This window comes from Burkholderiales bacterium, from assembly GCA_035543335.1.
Lineage (GTDB): Bacteria > Pseudomonadota > Gammaproteobacteria > Burkholderiales > JAHFRG01 > JAHFRG01.
The window spans coordinates 20,468-41,693 of sequence record DASZZH010000040.1 but is presented as its reverse complement, the minus strand read 5'-3'; the positions used below and the strand labels follow the sequence as shown (position 1 = coordinate 41,693).

The following is a 21,226-nucleotide window of genomic DNA, read 5'->3' as shown; positions in this document are numbered from 1 at the left end:
GGACGTGGCTACTTCAAGTCCTTCCGCATCCTGTGATATTCTTCTCGGCTGATTTCTCCTCGGGCATAACGCCGGTCGAGAATCTCACGGGCGTTTTCTTCCCGATCTTGCGACCTGTGTCCGCCGCATATCGGCCAGCCCGGTCCCCGGAAAAGGAACAGTACGAGCACGACGAGAAAAATCAGAGGAAATATCCACATCCAATGAAACCCGTACCAGGGACCATCCCACCACATGATAGAAGTTACTCCATCGAATAATATTAGTTTGTTTCTGCTCCCGGGAGATCTGCGTATTGATATACCCGTAGCAGTCGATATCACTACTGCAATTCAAAAAACTATATCACTTGGCGTTGAGTATTGTTTGATCTAGGTCAAACTAACAATTGTTTACTGAATTAATAAATGAAATGGTTGAGTCGATATCTCATCTGCAAAAAGAGGATCCCATGAAGGATCTCTTAATTTTGGGAAAACACTTAAGGGTTAGAGTGTGGCCACTCTTTCTTCAGTTATTGCTGTGTCTTCTGTGCAGCGTGGCTTCCCGATCAGGGCTCGGACCTACGACCTGCGGATTAGCAGTCAGCGGGAATGTCCGCTTTGGGTCGAAAGCCGACGTTGAGTGCCGGCTCCCCAACCAGGACTCGAACCAGGGACACGCAGATTAAGTGTCAGTCGCTCTCCGCAGATCCTAACTTCCGATATGTAACCTTAGCGAAAGTCAGACTAACAGGAATCTAATTCGACAGGAATGCGAGTTTTCCTTAGAAGTCGGATTTTAGTGTCGGCCAAGCTTAGCTGCTAATGGAAATCCCTCGACTCGGTCGAAAGCGATCCAAGCAGCTTAGAATAATCGAGCCGCCTGGCGACAAGATGCACGACATTAAAGTGTCCCGATAAAGTCTTGCTTGCCGATCTCGACCCCGCAATGCCTGAGAATGTCATAGGCTGTGGTAACGTGGAAGTAGAAGTTAGGCAGCGCGAAATTTAAGAGATAGGGCCTGCCCAAAAAGGTCACCGTTTTATTACGTATTTGCAACGTAATGGTCCTTTGCTCCGAATTGTCAATTTGCTCGGACTTCAACGTCTCGAGGTAAGCCACCGTCTTGTCGATACGGGCTATGAGCTCCGGAAAGGTGGCCTCATTATCCTCAAATTTGAGCGGTTCCAGCCCCGCCAGGCGGGCTCCACATCCCTTGGCGGCGTCCGAGGCAATTTGAATTTGCCGCGCCAAGGAAAACATGTCAGGGTAAAGACGGCTATTGATCAACACTGTAGGGTCGATTTTCTTTGCTTCGGCGTATGTTGCACCCTTTGCAAGAATCGCCCCGAGATTTTTCAACATGCGAATAAACACCGGAACTGAGGCTTCGTACATTGAAATCGTTATGAGTATGTCTCCATGAACAGGTCACTTGTGGGTTTTAAGCACGATACCGGCATTCGGAATAGTTTACTCTGCTATTGGCCTACGGCCCAGAAGGTTCCAACTTCCGATAACAACCATACTCACAGGTGACCTGCCCCCATTAACATGTTCCAGTTCTGGTGTCAGGGCTTGGGGTATTTTGTGGGTCGTGTTGCGAGCGCGGCTTCTCAAGGGGTTGCCAGACGGGTTATTAGCTTGTTAAATCCCTTTGGAGACATTAGATGCTGAACCTTGTGCTGTCGACGGTAGCCTTTTTTGTTGCGAGCTACTTCATCCAACGCTATCTGGACGACATGGGCATACCGAAAAGCATGACACGCAGTCTCGTGATATTTTGCTTGGCAGCAGCCATCGCTTACGGAGTCGCATTTATTGCCGGCTGGACTGCACCTTGACGCGGATGCGCCCAGAACCCCAGCCTGTTCCTAGCCCCATAGCGATGGCTCCCCGTAGAGGGCAAAACTGGGCACTGCTCTGGTTGTTGAGAGTATTGCTACGCTAACGTCGGAGGGTCGTGAAGACTTTGCACCTGAACCCGTCGTAGGCATGCGCCTCTTCAGCGCCCTTGGATCATGCGCTTGCGCAGAGCCGCCGCCAATCTGAGGGCCCGCGCCCGGCCGTACTTATTTACCGAGTAGCTCTTGCGCCCAATGCGGCCGTCGGGGCGTATCCAGCTCGCCACTATGGAGCGGCGCCGATAGATAGACTTTGCCCGGATCCCACGATAGCGCACCAGGCGGATTTGCTCATAGACACCCAACACGCCTGTCTGGTTATTGCGCTGCGGATTACGCTTGACGTATCGGGGCTGTGGGCGGCGCCCGGGAAAATGCCGCCGCCAAGCACGGTCGCGCCAGGCGCGGGCGGCCTGCAACGCGGCGCCAGCTCCCCCAAAGCGTGAATCGGAGAACAGCTTCGAGGCTACGGTTCCTTCGATTGTTGGCACCCGCACCCACCAGCCCCGTGCGGAGGGACCATTTAGACGGCTGATGTAGCGGCGGCTAGGCGGATGCATGAGTGAGCTGTTGCCTGTTTAGGTCCAGAGGCTGAGAGAGAATTCGGCCAGAACGTTCTACTTTTCGCCTGTCTACAAAACATGGAAGCTTACAGACAGCTTCTACACCAGCCTGCGGTCCGCCAGTTCCTGCTTGAGATAAGCGTAGTAGATTGGCGCGGCCACCACGCCGGGCAGGCCGAACGCCGCCTCCATTGCCAGCATCGCGAGCAGCAGCTCCCACGCATGCGCCTGGATTTGCGAGCCGATGATGCGGGCGTTCAAGAAATACTCCAGCTTGTGGATCACGATCAAGTAGACAAGCGAGGCAAGCGCCACGTACGGCGAATCGGCCAGGCTGACAATGACGATCACCGTATTGGAGATCAGGTTACCAATGATCGGCAGGAGGCCCGCAACGAAGGTGACGGCGACGAGCGTCTTGGTGAGCGGCAAATGCACTCCGAACGCAGGCAGCAGCACGGCCAGATAAATGCCCGTGAAAATCGTGTTGAGCGCCGAAATACGCACCTGCGCGAACACCACGCGCCGGAATGCATTGCCCAGCCGGCCGGTGCGCTCGATGAGCGCGCGGGCAAGCGGCTGTTCCGTTCGGGCCGGCGTCGCCTGGCGCAGCGACACTATGGCGCCTATCACCATGCCAATCAGAACGTGGGCGAACGCGCGGCCGGCTTCCGTGCCGGCGAGCCGGAGCTCGGGCGCATGCTCGCGCAGCCAGCCCGCCAGCGCTACGCGCAGCGCATCGGCGCCGGCTGGCAAGGACTCCACCACCCAGGGCGGGAGCGTATCCCGAGCGGCCTCGATGATGTCCGCCATTTTCTGCAATAGAACGGGCAGGCTGCCGATGTCGCTACGAAAAAACGCGACCGCGCCGATAATAGCGGACGTCAAGAGGCCCACGATCAGCGACGCCAGGACTACTATCGCCACTAGCCGCGAACGCTTGCCGGACAGGCGGCGCTGTAACAGCGGCGCGATCACGCGGACCAACTCGTAGACCAGCAGTCCGGCCAGCAATGCCGACAACAAGTGTAGCCACAACACCAACGTCAGCGCCGCGGCGGTCAGACACCACGAGGCGATTTCAGGAGCAGTAAGCGGACGCTTCGTGTCTGGCATTGGATGCATGGGGGCTCTGGTGCAAAGTCTTTATAACCCTACGACGGCTAGTAGTTCACGCGGACTTTTGCGTACAATAAATAGTGGATCCGAATTAACTTTGCACCAGAGCCGGTTAAAGTGCCGATACTTGAAAAGGGTATTGAGGCTGCTCGAGGAAGTCATAGCCGGCTCCGAGGACAAACCCGATCAGTTTACGCTCCCAATGCTCCTTGATGTTGTTGCACCAGAACCAGTGTCCAAAAACTGGATCGACCATCGTTAAGCAGCAAGCCGATAGCCATGGGGATTTCCTAATTTAGTAATTCGCCATGCACAGCTTTTTAAAAAGTTAGTGTAGGGTCCTCACTGTCGGTGCAATACTTAATCCGATATTGAGTATCACCACCCGGTGGCCCAGCAGGACGACACTGCCTTTGAGGCGGTTATCGCCGTTGTCGCTGTATTCAAAATCATAAGCGCGCTGCAGCTTGAGGCGGCCGTCCTCATCGCGCGCGAGTTTCAGGCCTGCGATTGCCACGGTGTAATCGAGCAGCATCAGCCCCTCGGCTGCGCAGGCGGCGCGGGCGGCGCGGATTGCGGCTTCGCGGGCCTTCAGGCTGTCGAACCAGAGCCAGGCGAACCCTCCCAATATGAGGATGATGACGATTTCCGGGCCGGGCATGGCAGTTTCCTGAAACACTCGCGGAAGAATAGCGTTGAGGCATTTTAAACTATGCTACACGGGTCTGGTGCAACAACTTCACGACCCTATGATGGCTAGTGGTTGAAAGGTTCCATAAATCACAACGGATGGTGGACCCGAATCAACTTTGCACCAGAACCAAAAAGAGTCGGTCAGGTTACTCGCGCTAACCCTGTTCTTGGCGAATTACAAAATCATGAGATAGAGCGTGAGGTCAGGGCAGTATTGTCAATCGGCGGTCATACTACCATGGGCTCGTTCAGACCCCCATCACCGCCTTAATTGGCAATTCGCCATGCACACGCTCAATCCGCGATTGAGCCGACCTTTCCCCGCATCTTCTTGACTTGTCCTCGCCGGATCTTGCTTTCCAGGCGCCTTCTCCGGGAGCTGCGGGTCGGACGGGTGGGTTTGCGTTTTCGCGGGGTCACGGCCACACTCGCGACCAGATCTTGCAGCCGCTTCAGCGCGTCTTCCCTGTTCTTTTCCAGGCTGCGATGCTGCTGGGCCTTGATGACGAGCACTCCTTCCCTGGAAATGCGCGAATCCCTCAGGCTCAGGAGCCGTTCCTTGCAGGGGCCGGGGAGCGACGAGGCGCGGATGTCGAAGCGCAGGTGCACCGCCGAGGAGACCTTGTTGACGTTCTGGCCTCCCGCTCCCTGCGCGCGAATCGCGCTGATCTCGACGTCGCTGTCGGAGATCGTGATCGTGGGGGAGATCTTCGGCATGGCTCTCATTCTGCCTCGCGCCGGTCCACTACGGGCGAAAATCTGGAGAGCGAGCGGCGCGGGCGGCGGCTTGACGCTTGCCGGCTTCGTCCACTAACCTGAAACGGGCTCGTGTCGTCCGCGATCCGGCGGCGCGGCGGCCGGCCGTATTCGCTCGACAGGAAGATCGGCCCGGAACCGCAGCCATTCAATCCAACGATGGAAGGCAAAAATGAGACTTCTGTATTTCGACGACTTCAAGCTGGGAGTCCTCAAGGGAGACGCCGTGGTCGATGTGTCGCGGGCGGTGCGGGACATTCCCAACACGGGCCTGCACAACCTTATCAGCGGCTTGATCGAGCGCTTCGCCGATTACCGCAAGCGCCTGGAGAAGGCGGCCTCGAGTGGCCGCGGCATACCTGTGCATGGCGAATTACTAAATTAGGAAATCCCATGGCTATCGGTTTGCCGCTTAACGATGGTCGATCCAGTTTTGGACACTACGGGTACCGTCCTGTTCGTGGCGGATAAGTACCGAAATTTTCACGACCTTGCTTCCCATGAACGGGAGGGAACCGATTTCGGGATTGCCTTCCGTGACAACGCGTCGTCATTTGCCATTGTGGCGCCGCCCGGTGGTGGCATTGAGCCGGGCACTTCGGAAATTGCTGACGCGATCGCCGGTGAAGATTTTTCCTTTTATGCTTTCGAGGGCCTTAAACCTGACGGTAACAGCGACCTTCATATCACTAGTACGCGATTCGACGAGTGTCGATGTCTCTCGTTAGTCGCTCGGGCAAGGACAATTATTACTGTCCACGGACGCGACGTGGAGGATCAGGTGGTTTTTGTCGGTGGACTTAATTCTGCGCTCGGCAGAAGGATCGCCGCGGCCCTTGAGCGAGTGGGAATCAAAACCAGTCACCACGACGATCCCACGCTACAAGGCCTAAGCCCAACCAACATTTGTAACCGTGGTACTTCTGTCGCGGGTGTACAGCTTGAGATTGCAGTCGGACTACGACGCATGATGTTTCAGTCATTAAACGCCACGGGTCGGGAGTCCCGCACTGTTCGGTTCGCGCAATTCACTGAGGCTCTAAGAAGGGTTCTGGTGTAAAGTTGATTCGGGTCCACCATCCGTTGTGATTTAGGGAACCTTTCAACCACTGGCCGTCGTAGGGTCGTGAATTTGTTGCACCAGAGCCCGGAAAAGGTAGCCCGCGCCCGCGATGTGTTTGGAATGAAGATGGGCATAAACTACAGTCCAACTTACCTGAGGTAAACAAAAATGATTTTATGTCCGGTTGCTATCGCAGTAGGATGCAAAAAATGCCTCGTGTTCCGAGTGTGTCCCGTAAAGGGAATCATTGGAGATTACAAGGAAGACAAGACAGATCAAACTTCGAACGAGAAGAAAGTGACAGCTTCAAAAGCCACAGAGAAGAAGTGAAAGCACAAGGGCTGTCGGTCGGGAATCGAGGTTCTGGTGCAAAGTTGATTCGGATCCACCGTCCGTTGTGATTTATGGAACCTTTCAACCACTAGCCGTCGTAGAGGCGTAAAGTTGTTGCACCAGAACCGAGTGCCCGCAGGCACGAAGAAAAGTGTATCCTTATTGTGCGGTCAATCAAAACGGAGGAGGACGTATGAACGCAAGTCAGCGAAGAATCGGACGGTCTTTATGGGTGGGCATTGGCGCGGCCATTCTGCTTTCAGGATGTGCCACGGTCACCGGGTGGTATGACGGGATGACCGGATGGGTGGGCGGGGTGTTTTCGAGCGGGGTGAAGGTGACGCTCAGCGGAAGCGAGGAAGTTCCGCCCGTTACGACCTCGGCCAAGGGCAGCGGCACCATCACGGTCAAGGATGACGGGTCGATCAGCGGCAGCATCACCACCTCGGGCGTCGCGGCGTTCGCCGCGCACATTCACATGGCCGAGCGCCGCACGATGAACGGCGGGATCATCGTGCCGCTCACCAAGACGTCCGATAACGTCTGGTCCGTTCCGGCCGGCGCCAAGCTGAACCAAGCGCAAATGGCCGCGTTCAAGGCGGGTCTGCTCTACGTGAACGTACACAGCGCCGCGTATAAGGGCGGAGAAATCCGCGGCCAGATCAAGCCGTAACCTGTCCCTGGCGAATTACAAGATCATGACACGGAGCAGGTAGGGCGGGGCAGGCTTGCGAATTGCCAGGACGCTGGTATCGTTCGGATTCATTCACGTGGCGATTCCCTGTTATTTCCCTGATACGTCCCTGTTAATTCCCTGTTCCGATTCGTGCCCAAAACAGGAGTAATGGCTGGAGATCGGCTTTGGACGGGGATTCCTGTGGGAAAGAGCGTGAGTTGTACCGTCAGAAATGCGATTTTTCCCTGTATCTTTCCCAGTTATAGGGAATTTTGATGTGGAGAAGGGTTCGCGCTAGACTGCTAGCACCGCCAAATGCCTTCTTGTAAGATATTGCCAGCCTAATGATATAAGTTGGAGCAATTATTGGGGAGCAGGTCAGCACCACTTGGGCAGAGGCTCTGACGTGAGGAGTGGCAACAGACCCAGCGATAGCTATACCTTGATAGGCATTCGTCCGTTTTGTCACCCCGCAAAAGCACCAGAACCGTCGTATTGTTTTGCGGCTCAAGAGTTTTGTCGCGTGCATACTCGACCACGCCTCATGCACTTTGACCTAAAGGATGCTTCGATGAAGCTTGATTAGTGTTCATTGACAGGCTAACTTGCGATTGATAAATTGAGGCGGGGATAATGTGCTCGGGGCGTGCAGCAGACACGGTGTGATGAATGTCAGCGGGCTAACTGGTCGGAACCGCTGCTACATCTTTTTCCTTTAAAGAGACATCGAATGTATAAGAGGATACTACTGCCCATTGACAGCAGCAGCATATCGGCACGGGCTTTGGCTGAGTCGATTAAACTGGCTTCGGAAATGAGGTCAAAGTTACGCATAGTGCACGTGGTGAAGGTGGGCCTGCCAATCGATGATGACCTCGAAAACATTATTGATGTCGGCGAACTTACTCAGAAGCTGCGCCATTTGGGCCAAACCTTGCTGGATAAGGTAGCGGAGACAGCCCGCCGGGCCGGCGTGGAACCGGAAACAGGACTGCTCGATGCGAAAAAAGACCGCGTAGCAGCCGTCCTTGGTGAAGAAGCGGCAAGGTGGCAAGCCGACTTGGTAGTCATGGGCACACACGGGAGGGTCGGTTTCGAGTACTTGTTGATGGGAAGCGTAGCGGAAGAGTTCATTCGGGTTGCGAACGCACCTATCCTGATTGTCCGTGGATAGCAGCGACAGGCCCCACGACCCGTCATAAAAGTCGGAGCAATTATTCAGGGTCTGATTAGTTGACCTGCCCTGATTTTCTCGTGCCAACCAGAACGAGAGAGGAGGCGACCAATGATCTGCTGTTGATATCCTGATCCAGCTGGAAACAGCTAGGTTGATTTGTAGAGGAGGGTATTAGCAAGAACGTTGCTTCCCGGATTCCCTGTTAATTCCCTGCTCTCAACAATGCGCTAAATGCTGGATAGGGTTTGGAAGCGGCGCAGGACCGGCACTTTCAAGGGAAATGCATCCTTGTAGAAACGTTGGCAATGCAGTTTTTCCCTGTAGCGGCGGAACGGTATCACCCGCAGCTTACCTACGGCCCCTCCCTTACATTTTCCTTACGGCGACGAGCGCAAGAAAATTGTAAAAGGTCCGGGTTATAAGCTATTTTTAACAACGGAACCCCCATATTGAGAGGCAGATATATAAATAAATATTCTCTAAGGCAAATTCCGTCTGCATTAGGTGTTGATAGCCCTCACTTTTTCTAGTCTGTAAGGCGTCCAGTTCATTTTGCATTTCATCCTTTTACCACGCTAGACAAGGCGATTACGGGCGACATTGAACCGCTAACCAACATTTAACACATACAGTACCGACTCTTGATTCCCGCAATACCCCGTCAAAATAAAGCATAAACTATATGTGCATTGAGGCAATTCCTTAGAACGCCCAACTTCAGGCTCTCAAATGGCTTGGATAGTAGGCACTATCAATCGAGGAGGCAACATGAAAGACAAACGCAATCAGCTCACCGGAGAAACTCCGGCACAACGGGGCGTAACCCGCCGCCGCTTTATCAAGGCCACCGGTGCGGCTGGGCTTGCCGCTAGCGTCGCCCCGTTCATCAGCGTGCGGCCGGCGCGCGCTGCCAAAAAGACCTTGAAGATAGTACAGTGGAATCACTTCGTTCCCGGTTACGACAAATGGTTTGACAACGTATACATCAAGGAGTGGGGCGCGAAAAACGACACCGAAGTGATCGTTGATCACGTCGGGATACCGGCGCTCAGTCCCCGGGCCGCGGCTGAAGTAGGGGCGCAGAAAGGCCACGACTTGTTCATGTTTCTGTCCCCGCCGCCGGCTTATGAAGACCAGGTGATAGACCACAAGGAAATTTATCAGGAATGCGAGCGCAAGCACGGCAAACCGGTGCCGCTTGCCGTTCGCAGCACCTACAACCCCAAGACCAAGAAGTATTTCGCATTCTCCGATAGCTACGTACCCGATCCCGTGAACTGGCGCAAGGATTTGTATGACGCCGTGGGCGCTGCCGCGCCCAGCACCTGGGACGACGTGCGCGTCACCGGGCGCAAGATCAAGGAGAAGTTCAACATTCCCGTCGGCATCGGTCTTTCGGCCGAGCTCGACACGGCGATGGCGATGCGCGCCGTGCTCTATTCTTTTGGCGGCTCGATTCAGGACGAGAAAGCAAATGTGGTGTTGAACTCGAAGAACACGGTGGAGGCGGTCAAGTTTGTTAAAGCCTTGTATCAGGAAACCATGACCCCTGAGGTGCTGGCCTGGGATCCGTCGTCGAATAACCGCGCCATGCTGGCCGGCAAGATTTCAGTGGCGCTCAACGCCATTTCGATTACCCGCGAAGGCGAGAACAAGAACATACCGGGCACCGACAACATCTGGCTAGCCAAAGCCTTGGCCGGACCGGTGCGCCGCATCGGCCTCGAGCACGTGATGGACTGCTACGTCATCTGGAAATTCGCCGATAACATCGAGGGTGCGAAGAAATTCCTTATTGACTACATTGACAACTTTCGCCTGGGCTTCCTGGCCAGCGAGTTTTACAACTTCCCGTGCTTTCCCAGCACCGTTCCCGACATCAACAAACTGCTTGCCAATGACTCCAAGGCGAAGCCGAGCGATAAATACAAAGTGCTCGCTGACGTGCTCGATTGGGCGACCAATGTCGGCTACCCCGGCTATGCCAATGCGGCGGAGGACGAGATTTTCAACACCTGGGTGATCAATACCATGTTCGCCAAGGCGGCGACTGACACCGAGACACCGGAAAACGCCATCAAGCAGGCGGAAGAGCAGTGCAAGCGCATCTTCGCCAAGTGGCGCGAAAAAGGGCTGGTCTGATCCGCCCTTCCATCGCAACGCCCCATCCGCCGCACCCGGCGGATGCGCTGTCGAATTAAAAATAACTAACATGGCCACAGTTGAAGCACGCTCCATCACCAAAAATTTTGACGGCAGCAACGCGGTAGACGGCATCAACTTGCGGGTGAAGGAAGGCGAATTCCTGGTTTTGCTCGGGCCTTCCGGCTCGGGCAAAAGCACCCTGCTGCGCATGATTGCCGGCCTGGAAATTCCGACCGCCGGCGATATTCTCATCGGCGACAAGATTGTCACGCTGCTTCCGCCCAAGGCGCGCAACATTGCCATGGTGTTCCAGAGCTACGCGCTTTATCCCCATCTCTCGGTGTTCAAGAACATTGCGTTTCCGCTCGAAAACATGGGGTTGGCAAAAGAGGAGACCCGCAAAAAAGTTGAACAGGCGGCCTTGATGTTTGGCATCCAGCGTTTGTTGCAACGCAAGCCGCGTCAGCTCTCCGGCGGTGAGCGCCAGCGCGTGGCGCTGGCGCGCGCGGTGGTGCGCGAGCCGGTGGCGTTCCTGCTCGATGAACCGCTTTCCAATTTGGATGCGCAACTACGGACTTCCGCGCGCGATGAGCTGCAGCAATTCCAGCGCCGCCTCGCCACCACCACCGTTTACGTCACCCACGACCAGATTGAAGCGATGGGGTTGGGTGACCGCATCGCGGTGCTCAATCACGGCAAGCTGCATCAGCTCGGCATGCCACTTGAAGTTTACGACGATCCGGCTGACACCTTCGTCGCCACCTTCATCGGCTCGCCGCCAATGAACCTCATCGAGCAGGACCAGACCATCACCGGCTTCCGTCCCGAGCACTTCCTGCCCAGAGAGGTGTATGGGGCTAGCGGTGGCGCCACTGTATTTCCGTTCCGTGTGACGCGTGTTGAACATCTGGGTTCGGACAGGCTGGTGTATGGCGTTCTGGAATCACCATTACCCTCCGCGAAAGTAATTTCCCGGCTGCCGTCCACGGTGGCGCTCCCGATCGAGAAAGGTAGGCGTTACGAATTTGTGGTGCGCGCCCACGATCTAAAGCATTTTGACCCCAAGAGCGGCTTGAAGATATCAGGCGGGTAGAAATACTATGAGCCAAAGCACGGTTCTGCAAAGCGACAAACTGGAACAGGAAGCGTGGCTCGGGCGCTTGATGCTCGCTCCCGCAGTCATTTACATCGCCGCACTGGTGGGTTTTCCGTTCCTGCTTGCCATTTATTACAGCCTGAGCGACGCCACGGTGGGAAGCCAAACGCTGCATTTCGTGGGCTTCAGGAATTTCCAGCGCATCCTCGAAAACAGTACCTTTTGGACTTCGCTGCGCAATGCCCTGGTGTTCACCTTTGTCTCGCAACTGCTGGTGGTGATTCTCGGCAAGGTACTGGCGATGGCTTTGTACAAGGATTTCCGTGGCAAATGGCTGGTGCGCTTTCTGATTCTTCTGCCGTGGGTCGCTCCGATTTCGCTCGGCAGCATCGGCTGGCTGTGGATTTTCGATCCCGTATACAGCATCATCAATTGGGCGGGGCGGGCGAGCGGCCTCTTCGGCCCCACTACCTGGCCGATCTGGCTCGGCCAGCCGAATCTGGCGATGGCCTCGGTTATCATGGTGGACGTATGGCGCTTGCTGCCGTTGGCCACGGTCATCATCCTCGCCGGCTTATGCTCGATTCCGCAGGACATCCACGATGCGGCGGAGGTGGACGGCGCGAGTTTCTGGCGGCATCTCACTTACATCAACATCCCGCTGCTGATGCCGATCATGCTGGTCGCGCTCCTGTTCGGCATCGTGTTTACCTTTACCGACATGATTGTGATTTTCGTGCTGACCCGCGGCGGGCCGTATGACACGACGCAAGTGATTGCCAGCCTCGCCTATTTCACCGGCATCCAGGGCGGCGACCTCGCCGAGGGCGCGGCGATTTCGCTGTTCCTGTTTCCGCTCCTGGTTGCAGCCGCCATATTTTTGCTGACGCTCGCCAAGCGTACCGAGGTGACCTGAATGCAACGGCTCAAAAACATCGGCGCGCGGATAGGCCATTTCGGAATCATCGCCGCGTTTACCGCGTTCACCGCGTTTCCGTTTTACTGGATGTTGATCACCACCTTCAAGCAAACCAATGATCTCATCAACATCAAAAACAACCCGTTCTTGTTCAACAGTCCACCCACCCTGGAGCATTTGCGGGTGCTGTTCGTGGATACCCAATACGGCCTGTGGATTTTCAATACGCTGGTGGTGGGCGTGGCGGTTGTCATTATCACTTTGCTGCTTGCGGTTCCCGCGGGCTACAGTCTGGCACGGCTCTCGGGCCGCTGGGGCCAGCAACTCGCAATCGGCATTTTTCTGACTTACCTGGTTCCGCCCACGATATTGTTCATTCCGTTTTCGCGGATTGTCGCCGATTTAGGTTTGCAGGATTCGCTGTGGTCGCTGGTGCTGGTCTATCCCAGCTTCACCGTGCCGTTTTGCACCTGGTTGATGATGGGTTTCTTCAAGACCGTGCCCAAGGACATCGAGGAGGCGGCGATGATAGATGGCCTCAGCCGTTTCGGCGCTTTTCTCAAGGTGGTGGTACCGATTTCCTCGGCGGGAATTCTTACCGTCATCATCTTCACGCTGACGCTGGTGATGCAGGAATTCGTGTACGCGCTTACCTTCATCACGTCCTCCTCGCAGCTCACGGTCAGCATCGGCGTGCCGACTTTCCTGGTGCGCGGCGACGTGTATTTCTGGGGCTCGCTCATGGGCGCGTGCCTAATTGTGAGCATTCCCATCGCCATACTGTATAATTTCTTCGTCGACCGCTTTGTGGCGGGCTTTACCGTGGGAGCCGTTAAATAATCGCAAGCGCAAAACGTTATGCTTTTCTGCTTTGCATAGCGCTGCTTTTCCCAGGCAACAGTCACGCTGCCCCGCTAAATCCGGAAATCGAAGCCTTCATCCGTGAGATGGCGGAAAAACATCATTTCAATTCGCGGGAGCTGCGCCGAATCTTCAGCCAGGTCAAACTCCAGCCCGAGGTGCTCAAGGCGATTTCCACTCCCGTAACGTCGCTGCCCTGGAATGAATACCGCGCGTTGTTGATCAACCCGGCGCGCATCAGCGACGGAGTCAAATTCTGGGACGAGCACGAAAGAGCACTCACGCGTGCCAGGCAGAAATACGGCGTGCCGGAAGAAATCATCGTCGCCACCCTCGGCGTGGAAACGCGTTACGGCAGGAACACCGGCAGGTACCGAGTGATGGATGCGCTCACCACGCTGGCGTTTGATTTCCCGCCGCGCGTAGATTTTTTCAGGGATGAACTCGAACAATACCTGCTGTTTACACGGGACAGTCACATCGATCCGTTGAGCCTCAAGGGCTCTTACGCCGGGGCGATGGGCATGCCGCAATTCATTCCCAGCGCTTATCGGAGCTATGCAGTGGATTTTGACGGCGACGGCAAAGCCAATCTCTGGACCAGTGCTGCCGATGCCGTCGGCAGCATCGCCAATTATTACCAGGCTTACGGCTGGCAGGAGGATGAGCCGATTGCGGTGGGCGCGAGGGTGAGCGGAGATGAATTCCTGCCCTTGCTGTCACGGGACATCGAGCCGCACACGCCGGTGGCCGAATTGCAGAACATGGGCGTCACCCCCGAGCAGGAAATTTCGGGAGACAATCTGGCGAGCCTGTTTGCCTTAGTGGAGGGTGATGAAACGCAGTACTGGCTCGCGCTCAACAATTTTTATGTGATTACCCGCTACAACCGCAGCGTCTATTACGCGATGGCGGTGTATGAACTGAGCCGCGAGATTCGCGCCGCAAGGGGAACGCAGATAGACGATGAATAATAGGGAACCTCTGATTAAGTCCCGCGCGGTTGCGACGGCGGCTTTCCGGGAGGGGATGTGCGAAGCGAGGCGCAGCCAATGGCAATGCCCCCTTGGCAAGCTGAGCGACAAAGCAGACTGCCCGGAAAGGCGCCCCGGACTCGGTCTCGCGGAGCGTGGTGCGGGCAGGGGCGCGAGCTGCCGCAAGAATCACTGTTAAACGGGGCGCTCATGCTGCCGCTCCCGCACCCCAAGCTTCGCTCACCGTGTCGCGGCAGCCTTCCCTCCGGGTTGCGGCAAAATGCGGCGTCTGCGTCGTGCTCACCGGAGCGTGGAGCCTCGGCACGTGCGACCGCGAAGGCGAGCGCTGGCCCGCTTCACTGCACAGCTTCGCAGGTGCGACGCTGCGCGGGCCCTCCTCGGCATCGTAGTCCGGGCTACGACCTTCGTCGCGCGCCTTGCATCCATCCGCATTTTGCCAGCAACGCAATCCGCGGAGGACTTAATCAGAGGTTCCCTAGTCTGAACGCTTGCGGGCGAGCAGATGTATCAGCGGCTCGTAGGCGGTGTCGCGCGAAAAGCGCAAACATGCAACCATCGTGGCCAGCAGGGTGAAGCCGAACAACACCGCCAGATCAACCGCCACGCTGAAATCCGTGTTGAATGACGCGCCGTTAATCCCCAACACGGCGTGCTTGAGCAAATCCACGCCATAGGTATAAGGGTTGAGGCTGGCGACGAAGCGCAGCGCGCTCGGCAGGTGCTGCACTGGGTAAAGCGAGCCGGAGAGAAAGAACACCGGGAAAATCACTAGGTTCATCATCACCGCGAAGTTGTCGAGCGTGCGAGTCCACGCGGCAATCAGCATGCCCATGCTGGCGCAGGTGAGCGAAGTGGCGAGGATACCGAGAATCAACAGCAGCGGCGCCACGCCGTTTTTGAGATAGCCAATGAGCGCGAGCAATATCAGCACCAGTATGGCCTGAATGATGGCGGCAAGCGCCGCGCTCAAGGTCTTGGCAATCACAATCCAGTAATGCTCGAACGGCGCGATTACCAGCATGCGCATCACGCCCGATTCCTTGTCGTAGACGGTGGAAAGCGCGGCGAGCATGGCGCCGAAGAGCATGGACATGCCAAGCACGCCGGGCACGAGGAAATATTGATAGCTGGTGTTGCCCGAACGCCCCAGCATGGCGTCGAATCCGGCGCCGATCACCAGCAGCCAGATCATCGGCCGCACCATGGCGGAAAGCAGGCGCGAGCGCTGGCGAAAGAGCTTCAGCACTTCGCGTTCAATCACGGCGTATACCGGGCGCAATATCATGGCCGATCCCAGTGTTCGGTTTCATTCACCCACAAAAACACATCGTTGAGATTGGGTTTACGCCAACGCATGCCGGTCACCCTGTCGCCCAGTTCAGTTTGCAGCAGCATCAGCGCCGCCAGGTCGCGGCCGGTAAAGCGGAAGCAGGCCTTGTCGCCATCCATGTAGCTCGGCCCCAGGCGGGAACTCAGGCTTTGCGCCAGCTCCTTCAGGTTCTCGGCTTCGATTTCGATGATGTAGGCGCCGAGACCGTCAATCAAATCGTGCGGCGGGCCGTTTTTGACGATGTGCCCTTTTTTGATGAACGCCACTTCGTCGCAATCCACTGCTTCTTCAAGATAGTGGGTGGTGAGAAACACCGTCACGTTGAGTTCTGCGCGCAGGCGTTGGATGAAGCGCCAGATGTTGCGGCGGTTGGGGACGTCCAGCCCGATGGTGGGTTCATCAAGAAACAGGATTTGCGGGCGGTGGATCACGCCGCGCGCGATATCTAGCGCGCGGCGCTGGCCCCCGGATAACTCGCCCACCGGCTGATGGCGTTTATCCTCCAGGCCGAAAAGTTCCAGCAACTCGCTGCTGCGCTCTTTGATTTGAGCAATGGAAAGGTTGTGCAGCAGTCCGGCGAAACGCAGGTTTTCCGCGACTGACAAGGTGCGGTCCAGGGCGGATTCCTGAAACACCACGCCGATCGCCGCGCGCACCTTGAGGCCGTCGCTTCTCACATCATGCCCCGCCACCCAGGCCTCGCCCGTTGTCGGGCGGATGAGCGTGGAGAGCATGTGGATGGTGCTGGTTTTCCCCGAGCCATTGGGACCGAGCAGGCCGAAGAATCCGCCGGTGGGAATTTCGAGATTTAATCCATCAACCGCGAGCGTCTGACCGTAACGCTTGGTAAGTCCTTGTGCCTTGACTGCGTGCGTTGCGGAAACGGCGTCGCGCATCATTGGACTATCAGGCGGCGCTCTTGCTCAAATTGCGGGAGTTGTGATCGTCGCGGAACATGATCGGCCGCACCGCGACGGTTTTGGCTTGCACCTGCTGCGCCTTGGCCACTGCGTCCGTGACCACATGATGCCGCGGCGATAAATCGCACACTGGATCGGCGTTACGTGCGTCCCCGGTGAGCATGTAAGCCTGGCAGCGGCAGCCGCCGAAGTCCTTGGTTTTTTCCGGACAGCTGCGGCACGGCTCTTTCATCCATTCATCGCCGCGGTAGCTATTGAACGCCGGCGAGTCGTACCAGATCCATTTCATGTTTGCTTCGCGCACGTTGGGGAAGGTAAGCCCCGGCAACATGCGTGCTTCATGGCAGGGCAGCACCACGCCGTCGGCGGTGATGGTGATGAACACCGAGCCCCAGCCGTTCATGCATGCCTTGGGGCGGTTCTCGTAATAGTCGGGCACCACGAAGTAGATGCGCATCTTGTCGCCGATCTTTTCGCGGAAGCGGTTCACAATGGCCTCGGCTCGCTCCAGTTGCTCGCGCGAGGGCAAAAGATGATCGCGGTTAAGCATGGCCCAGCCGTAATACTGAGTGTTGGCGAGCTCCAGATATTCCACGCCGAACTGTTCCGCCATGTCGAGGATTTGCTGGATATGCTCGATGTTCTGCCGGTGCAGCACCACGTTCAGCACCATCGGATATTCGTATTGCTTGATGAGCTTCGCTACTTTCATCTTGATGTCGAAGGTGCGGGTGCTGCCCAGAAAATCGTTAAGCTCGCGCGTCGAATCCTGGAACGAGAGTTGGATGTGATCAAGCCCGCCTTCCTTAAAGGCGGCGATGCGCTTTTCATTCATGCCGATGCCGGAAGTAATCAGATTGCTGTAGTAGCCGAGCTTTCTGGCTTCCGCAACCAGGATTTCCAAATCATTGCGCACCAGAGGCTCGCCGCCGGAAAAGCCCAGTTGGGTTGCGCCCAGCTCGCGTGATTCCCGCAGCACGCGCAGCCAGTCATCGGTTGAGAGCTCCGCGCCGTAGCGCGTGTAATCAATGGGGTTGGAGCAATACACGCAGTGCAGCGGGCACTTGTAGGTAATTTCAGCCAGCAGCCACAGCGGATTGCCGGGGGGCTTAGACTGCGTTTTTGGGGCGGATCCAGCCGCGTTCATAAGCCACCTCCATAAAATTCATGACGTCCTGGCGCAAATCGGCGCCGGGAAACACCTGCTCCAGATTTTTGACAACGGCAGCGATGGAGAGTTTGCCGTCGATGCATTTCAGTATTTCGCCCGCGCTCTGCGAGAGCTTGACCATGCCTTCGGGATAGAGCAGCACGTAAGCCTGCTGCGCCTGCTCCCACTGCAAGCGGAACTGCCTGCCGATTTCCACGACATCATCGAGGTCCAGCCGCGCTTCCCCGCTCATGATTTGATTTCCGTCTTGCAATAGTTGATCTGCATTGCATCCAGCATGCTCCACAGCACGTCGAGCTTGAACTGCAGGATGTCAAGCGCGCGCTCCTGCTGCTCGCGGGTCTGGTAGTGATCCAGGGTGAAGCCCAGCGCGAATTCCACGTCGCGCCGCGCCTGCGCCAGACGGTTGCGGAAATACTGGTAGCCTTCCTGGTCGATCCATGGATAGTGCTGCGGCCAGTTGGCAAGCCGGTTCTTGTGAATTTCCGGGGCGAAGAGTTCGGTGAGGGAAGAAGTCACCGCTTCCTGCCAGGGACGGGTGCGGGCAAAGTTGATATACGCGTCCACTGCAAAGCGCACGCCCGGCAAAACATATTTAAGCGAAGTGATGTCTTCGCGCTTCAGTCCCACCGCTTCGCCCAGCCTCAGCCACGCTTCGATACCGCCTTCATCGCCTTTGGTGCCGTCGTGGTCGATGATGCGCTGGATCCATTCGCGCCGCACGTCGCGGTCGGGGCAGTTGGAGAGAATCGCCGCATCCTTGAGCGGAATACTGATCTGGTAATAGAAGCGGTTGTACACCCAGCCCTGAATTTGCCCGCGATTCAATTTGCCGGTGTTCATCGCCACCTGGAACGGGTGATAAATATGATAGCGATCGCCCTTGGCCCGCAGCTGCCGCTCGAATTCTTCCCTGCTCCACGGTAGTTTTTCGTTTACGCCCACGGTTTCTCCTACAGTTCTATTTCCATTTCATCATACGCCACTTCGATGCCATTGGCAGTGAGCTCGGCGCGTTCGCGCGACTCTTCGTTCAGGATGGGATTGGTGTTGTTGATGTGAATGAGAATCTTGCGCGGGCGCAGCAGCGGCTTCAGCACGCTGATCATGCCGCCATCGCCCGATTGCGGCAGATGTCCCATGTCGCGCGAACTCTGCCTGGAAATGCCGAGACGGATCAACTCATCATCAGTCCAGCAGGTGCCATCCACCAGCAGGCAATCGGCGTTTTCCAGAAACGGCTTGAGGTGCGGCTCGTTTTCTCCCAGGCCCGGCGCGTAGAACAGGTTCTTGCCGCTGCGCGTGTCCGTGATGCGCATGCCGATGTTGTCGCCCTCGTGCGGATTATTGCGGTGCGGGGAATAGGGGGGCGCCTTGCTTTTCAACGGCACTGTGGTAAAACGCAAATGCTGCGCTCCGATGACACTGAAGCTGTTGCCTTTATCGATAGGCAGTTTGTGCCAGTTGACGCTGCAATAGTGGCCGAGGACGTTAAACAGGGGATTGCCGGTGGTCAAATCCTCTCGCGCCATTTCGGTGCAGTAGATTTCCAGCGGCTTGCCTTCGCGCAGCATCAACAACCCGGTGGTGTGGTCAATTTGACTGTCGATGAGAATGATGGCGCGGATGGCGGTATCGCGGATTGAGCGCGCCGGCTGCAAGCCGGGAAAAGCTTTAATTTGAGAGAGAACATCCGGCGAAGCATTGAATAGAATCCAGTCAACGTTGTTATCGCTTACCGCAATCGAGGACTGGGTGCGCGACCTGGCTTTGATCTTGCCTTTGCGCACGCCGTCGCAATTCGGGCAGTTGCAATTCCATTGCGGGAATCCGCCGCCGGCGGAGGCTCCAAGGACACGGATTTTCATATTTTAGTATTTACTCTCGGCGCATGCGCCTGCGGCGCACCCGCTTTTTCTTAAGGAAACTCAGATTATAAGGAAACGCTGCGAGTTAGGCGCGGGTAAACTGGGACCGCGTCGCCGCCGCCCCGGGTGCGGCGGGAATTATCGATTGGCGATGTACATCGTCACTTCGAAACCGAAGCGCATATCGCTGTACTCAGGTTTGCTCCATTGCATGGTCGTCTCCTAAAGTGTTTAAAGCTGCCAGGCCGTTGACCTGGCCGAATCCCGAGGCTAAGGAACCTCTGATTAAGTCCTCCACGGATTGCGTTGCTGGCAAAATGCGGAGGGATGTGAGGCGCGCGACGAAGGTCGTAGCCCGGACTACGATGCCGAGGAGGGCCCGCGTAGCGTCGCACCTGCGAAGCTGTGCAGCGGAGCGGGCCAGCGCTCGCCTTCGCGGTCGCACGTACCGAGGCTTCACGCTCCGGCGAGCACGACGCAGACGCCGCATTTTGCCGCAACCCGGAGGGAAGGCTGCCGCGACACGGTAAGCGAAGCTTGGGGTGCGGGAGCGGCAGCATTAGCGCCCCGTTTAACGCTGTCTCTTGCGGCAGCTCGCGCCCCTTCCCGCTCCACGCTGCGCGAGTCCGAGTCCGGGGCGCCTTTCCGGGCGGTCTGCTTTGTCGCTCGGCTTGCCAAGGGAAATGGCCATTGGCCGCACCTCGCTTCGTGCATCCCCTCCCGGAAAGCCGCCGTCGCAACCGCGTGGGACTTAATCAGAGGTTCCCTAACTCATCCCAAGATTCCAAGGCTATTTTGGGCCTGCTGCGACTTGTTTTACATCGGAAAAATCACCAATCGCTGCTCATGATTTTCATGAGTTTGAGGGGGCTGAATTGCGTAAGCGCGCGGTTTGCACTAACCTTGCAGTATCCCCCGATTTTGGCCTAAGCAGTCCAGTGATTAACTCGTATTTCCAAGTTGAATGGTACAGGCAGCCGCGCGTCGTCGCGGCCTTGGTTTTTTCGCTGCTGCTGCACGGCATGCTGGTGGCGCTGGCGCCGGGGTGGCGCATACATCATTCGCAACCCCAGGTCGTGCTGAGTGTCGAGTTGCCCGCGATTGCCAGCCCGGAACCCGCCCAGGCGGTCCCGCAACCAAAGCCACAGGCGCGAGAAAAACCTCCGCCGCACCCTGTTGCAGTCGAACGTTCGTCAAGCGAATTCGTGGTGCCCAAGACGCCGGAAACCCCCAAGGAACTGCCACAACCGGCGGCGCCGGTGAAGGAAACATCGGGCGAAGGCAAGTCTGCCGCTCTAGAGCCGGCGAAGCCTGCGGTTAGCGAGAAAACCAACCCCGTTCCAGAAAGCGTGTGGCTGGACGGTTACGGCAGAACGCTTTCCACGCTGATCTCCCGTTATCAGCGCTACCCGCATGTAGCCTTGCTGCGCGGCTGGCAAGGCACGACGCAATTGCAGCTTATCCTTTCCGGGAGCGGCAAAATGCTGAACGCCGCCGTGTTGCGTTCGAGTGGTTTTGAAGTGCTCGACAACCAGGCGCTGGAGATGGTGCAGCAGGCCGCCCCCTTCCCGCAGCCGCCGGAAGCGCTGCGCGGGCGTAATGTGACAGTAACGGTGCCGATCGTCTTCAAGCTCAACGACTGAGCGCTTGTTGCT

The 21,226-nt window shown here is 56.8% G+C and carries 24 protein-coding genes; 11 read left to right on the top strand and 13 right to left on the bottom strand.

Annotated features, from left to right (window positions below):
• Window positions 1–8: 8 nt before the first annotated feature.
• Together VHE58_10885 and VHE58_10880 are read right to left on the bottom strand one after the other, a co-directional pair.
• Window positions 9–200 (bottom strand): SHOCT domain-containing protein, encoded by a 192-nt coding sequence (locus VHE58_10885; GenBank protein ID HVS27776.1) that lies wholly within the window; start codon window positions 198–200, stop codon window positions 9–11.
• Window positions 201–885: 685 nt separating this feature from the next.
• Complete coding sequence (locus VHE58_10880; GenBank protein HVS27775.1) at window positions 886–1,392, bottom strand: DUF1993 family protein; 507 nt, start codon at window positions 1,390–1,392, stop codon at window positions 886–888.
• 260 nt (window positions 1,393–1,652) lie between these two features.
• Between VHE58_10880 and VHE58_10875 the strand changes: the two genes are divergently transcribed.
• Window positions 1,653–1,826: a hypothetical protein gene (locus VHE58_10875; protein ID HVS27774.1), complete on the top strand. Its 174-nt coding sequence runs from the start codon at window positions 1,653–1,655 to the stop codon at window positions 1,824–1,826.
• Window positions 1,827–1,987: 161 nt separating this feature from the next.
• Here VHE58_10875 and VHE58_10870 read toward each other — a convergent pair whose 3' ends face one another.
• From VHE58_10870 to arfB, 4 genes are all read right to left on the bottom strand, one after another.
• Window positions 1,988–2,446, bottom strand: coding sequence for a hypothetical protein (locus tag VHE58_10870; GenBank protein ID HVS27773.1), 459 nt, complete (start codon window positions 2,444–2,446; stop codon window positions 1,988–1,990).
• A 102-nt stretch (window positions 2,447–2,548) separates the two neighbouring features.
• Window positions 2,549–3,565: an AI-2E family transporter gene (locus VHE58_10865; protein ID HVS27772.1), complete on the bottom strand. Its 1,017-nt coding sequence runs from the start codon at window positions 3,563–3,565 to the stop codon at window positions 2,549–2,551.
• A gap of 331 nt (window positions 3,566–3,896) precedes the next feature.
• Complete coding sequence (locus tag VHE58_10860; protein ID HVS27771.1) at window positions 3,897–4,229, bottom strand: DUF3301 domain-containing protein; 333 nt, start codon at window positions 4,227–4,229, stop codon at window positions 3,897–3,899.
• 326 nt (window positions 4,230–4,555) lie between these two features.
• A complete protein-coding gene (gene arfB, locus VHE58_10855; GenBank protein HVS27770.1) occupies window positions 4,556–4,978 on the bottom strand; it encodes an alternative ribosome rescue aminoacyl-tRNA hydrolase ArfB in 423 nt (140 codons plus the stop codon).
• Between the two features lie 211 nt (window positions 4,979–5,189).
• Between arfB and VHE58_10850 the strand changes: the two genes are divergently transcribed.
• From VHE58_10850 to mltB, 9 genes are all read left to right on the top strand, one after another.
• A complete protein-coding gene (locus tag VHE58_10850; GenBank protein ID HVS27769.1) occupies window positions 5,190–5,402 on the top strand; it encodes a hypothetical protein in 213 nt (70 codons plus the stop codon).
• A 33-nt stretch (window positions 5,403–5,435) separates the two neighbouring features.
• Window positions 5,436–6,077 (top strand): poly-gamma-glutamate hydrolase family protein, encoded by a 642-nt coding sequence (locus VHE58_10845; protein HVS27768.1) that lies wholly within the window; start codon window positions 5,436–5,438, stop codon window positions 6,075–6,077.
• A 529-nt stretch (window positions 6,078–6,606) separates the two neighbouring features.
• The gene (locus VHE58_10840) at window positions 6,607–7,086 is read left to right on the top strand and encodes a CHRD domain-containing protein (GenBank protein ID HVS27767.1); all 480 of its coding nucleotides are present in this window, start codon (window positions 6,607–6,609) and stop codon (window positions 7,084–7,086) included.
• A 733-nt stretch (window positions 7,087–7,819) separates the two neighbouring features.
• On the top strand, window positions 7,820–8,263 hold the full coding sequence (locus tag VHE58_10835; GenBank protein ID HVS27766.1) for a universal stress protein: 444 nt from the start codon (window positions 7,820–7,822) through the stop codon (window positions 8,261–8,263).
• Between the two features lie 771 nt (window positions 8,264–9,034).
• Window positions 9,035–10,408, top strand: coding sequence for an extracellular solute-binding protein (locus VHE58_10830; GenBank protein ID HVS27765.1), 1,374 nt, complete (start codon window positions 9,035–9,037; stop codon window positions 10,406–10,408).
• A 70-nt stretch (window positions 10,409–10,478) separates the two neighbouring features.
• Window positions 10,479–11,504: an ABC transporter ATP-binding protein gene (locus tag VHE58_10825; protein ID HVS27764.1), complete on the top strand. Its 1,026-nt coding sequence runs from the start codon at window positions 10,479–10,481 to the stop codon at window positions 11,502–11,504.
• Between the two features lie 7 nt (window positions 11,505–11,511).
• Entirely contained in the window at window positions 11,512–12,423 is a 912-nt protein-coding gene (locus VHE58_10820; GenBank protein HVS27763.1) for a sugar ABC transporter permease, read from the top strand.
• Window positions 12,424–13,266, top strand: coding sequence for a carbohydrate ABC transporter permease (locus VHE58_10815; GenBank protein ID HVS27762.1), 843 nt, complete (start codon window positions 12,424–12,426; stop codon window positions 13,264–13,266).
• Window positions 13,263–14,261 (top strand): lytic murein transglycosylase B, encoded by a 999-nt coding sequence (gene mltB, locus VHE58_10810; protein HVS27761.1) that lies wholly within the window; start codon window positions 13,263–13,265, stop codon window positions 14,259–14,261. The genes VHE58_10815 and mltB overlap by 4 nt, the downstream gene beginning before the upstream one ends.
• A 208-nt stretch (window positions 14,262–14,469) precedes the next feature.
• Here the strand turns inward: mltB and VHE58_10805 are convergent, their stop codons facing one another.
• From VHE58_10805 to pqqB, 7 genes are read right to left on the bottom strand one after another with little or no spacing between them, the layout of a single operon-like run.
• The gene (locus VHE58_10805) at window positions 14,470–14,730 is read right to left on the bottom strand and encodes a hypothetical protein (protein HVS27760.1); all 261 of its coding nucleotides are present in this window, start codon (window positions 14,728–14,730) and stop codon (window positions 14,470–14,472) included.
• Between the two features lie 27 nt (window positions 14,731–14,757).
• Window positions 14,758–15,567 (bottom strand): ABC transporter permease, encoded by an 810-nt coding sequence (locus VHE58_10800; protein ID HVS27759.1) that lies wholly within the window; start codon window positions 15,565–15,567, stop codon window positions 14,758–14,760.
• On the bottom strand, window positions 15,564–16,511 hold the full coding sequence (locus tag VHE58_10795; protein ID HVS27758.1) for an ABC transporter ATP-binding protein: 948 nt from the start codon (window positions 16,509–16,511) through the stop codon (window positions 15,564–15,566). The genes VHE58_10800 and VHE58_10795 overlap by 4 nt, the downstream gene beginning before the upstream one ends.
• Before the next feature lie 7 nt (window positions 16,512–16,518).
• Complete coding sequence (gene pqqE, locus VHE58_10790) at window positions 16,519–17,679, bottom strand: pyrroloquinoline quinone biosynthesis protein PqqE (protein HVS27757.1); 1,161 nt, start codon at window positions 17,677–17,679, stop codon at window positions 16,519–16,521.
• On the bottom strand, window positions 17,642–17,935 hold the full coding sequence (pqqD, locus tag VHE58_10785) for a pyrroloquinoline quinone biosynthesis peptide chaperone PqqD (protein ID HVS27756.1): 294 nt from the start codon (window positions 17,933–17,935) through the stop codon (window positions 17,642–17,644). Before pqqD ends, pqqE begins: the two co-directional genes overlap by 38 nt.
• A complete protein-coding gene (gene pqqC / locus VHE58_10780) occupies window positions 17,932–18,648 on the bottom strand; it encodes a pyrroloquinoline-quinone synthase PqqC (protein ID HVS27755.1) in 717 nt (238 codons plus the stop codon). Before pqqC ends, pqqD begins: the two co-directional genes overlap by 4 nt.
• An 8-nt stretch (window positions 18,649–18,656) precedes the next feature.
• A complete protein-coding gene (gene pqqB, locus VHE58_10775; protein HVS27754.1) occupies window positions 18,657–19,571 on the bottom strand; it encodes a pyrroloquinoline quinone biosynthesis protein PqqB in 915 nt (304 codons plus the stop codon).
• A gap of 938 nt (window positions 19,572–20,509) precedes the next feature.
• On the opposite strand from pqqB, the gene VHE58_10770 reads away from it, so the two are divergent.
• Window positions 20,510–21,214, top strand: coding sequence for an energy transducer TonB (locus VHE58_10770; protein ID HVS27753.1), 705 nt, complete (start codon window positions 20,510–20,512; stop codon window positions 21,212–21,214).
• The last annotated feature ends 12 nt before the right edge of the window (window positions 21,215–21,226 follow it).